General features: G+C 44.6%; 1 protein-coding gene. It reads left to right on the top strand.

Going from position 1 to position 923, the window contains the following annotated elements:
• The first annotated feature begins 68 nt into the window (after positions 1-68).
• A protein-coding gene (locus tag AM629_RS23140; protein ID WP_149617651.1) for an IS5 family transposase occupies positions 69-910 on the top strand; the annotation gives its coding sequence in 2 pieces (ribosomal slippage) (positions 69-411 and positions 411-910; 843 coding nt in all).
• Positions 911-923 lie beyond the last annotated feature (13 nt).

Below are 923 nucleotides of genomic sequence, written 5' to 3'. Positions count from 1 at the left end.
TAGGCTGTGTCCCTTAATATCAATTAATAGTATTATTATCTGATTGATTTCGATGCAGGAACAAAATAGTGGCACGTTACGACATTTCTGATGATGCTTGGATATTGATAGAATCTTGTTTGCCCCCTGTACGTTCAGGGCAGGCAGGACGTCCACATGTTGAACACCGCAGTGTGATGAATGGGATGTTCTGGGTGTTATGTTCAGGTGCGCCGTGGCGCGATTTGCCTGAACGCTACGGTCCCTGGAAAACGGTTTATAACCGATTTAACCGTTGGTCAAAATCAGGCATTATCAATAAGATATTTAACCGATTACTGTCCATTCTGGATGAAAAATGCCTCATAGACTGGTCTGAAATTTGTCTGGATGGCAGCCATGTTCGTGCCAGTAAAGATGCTGCCGGGGCGAAAAAAAACATCCCGATATCGCTGACGATCATGCGTTGGGTCGCTCACGCGGTGGTTATGGCACCAAAATCCACCTGGCAACTGACGGAAAGGGCTTCCCACTCAACCTGATGTTGACGGCAGGCCAGGCCCATGAAAGTCAAACGGCTATTCCTTTGCTCGATGGCATTGGCGTCCAACGCAAGAATGGTTTTATGAAACGGCGTGGCAAAGCGGTGTTGGCAGATAAAGGCTATTCGGGAAGAAAACTCCGCGGTTACCTGCGCAAATTGAGAATAAAGAGCATTATTCCTTATAAAATCAATGAAAAAGGGAATAGTGATGGTCGTACACAATTTGATGAACAGGCTTATTGTGACCGTAATGTTGTCGAACGCTGTTTTGGTTTTTTGAAAGGTAATCGACGTATTGCAACACGCTATGAAAAAACAGCACGAAACTATCTGTCGATGGTGAAATTAGGCTGTATTCGACTCTTTTGCCGGAGATTATATAATTAAGGGACACTACCTA

The organism is Photorhabdus heterorhabditis, assembly GCF_001280945.1.
Taxonomy (GTDB): Bacteria; Pseudomonadota; Gammaproteobacteria; order Enterobacterales; family Enterobacteriaceae; genus Photorhabdus; species Photorhabdus heterorhabditis.
The sequence above is the reverse complement of the archived record's forward strand: the minus strand, read 5'-3'. Positions and strand labels throughout refer to the sequence as shown.